General features: G+C 65.8%; 1 protein-coding gene. It reads right to left on the reverse strand.

Annotated elements, in window-relative coordinates; all coding sequences use genetic code 11:
• Window positions 1-374: hypothetical protein (locus EN851_RS36615; RefSeq protein ID WP_189587341.1), on the reverse strand; the 374-nt coding region annotated here is incomplete at both ends.

A 374-nucleotide genomic window follows, 5' to 3' on the forward strand; every position in this document is an offset into this window, starting at 1 on the left:
GGGATCGCCGCCGAAAAGGCTGGAGAACATCTCGGCGACATAGGTCCAGAACTCCGGCCAGCCGGCATCTTTCGGCGGGAGAGGATTGCGGCTGCGGTATTCGTCTTCCGCCGCAACCGAGGAGAATGTCTGCGTTCCGGACGCCAGCGGCGCGAGCACGGCCCGGTCCGCGATGATCGGATCCGTCTGCTCGCCGGGAAGAGACAGCACGCCATCCCGGTCGACATTGACGCACAGCCACAATGGCACCCGAGTCCGCTTCGCGGCCCTGAAGGCGGCCGAACGCTCGCGCTCCGACTCAAGCACCAGCAAGGCCACGAGCACTTCGATGGAACTCAGTTCCTCCCGTTCCCTGGTGGAAAGGCCGGCCTCCG

The sequence above is a fragment of the Mesorhizobium sp. M8A.F.Ca.ET.208.01.1.1 genome, assembly GCF_004791315.1.
Classification (GTDB): Bacteria; Pseudomonadota; Alphaproteobacteria; order Rhizobiales; family Rhizobiaceae; genus Mesorhizobium.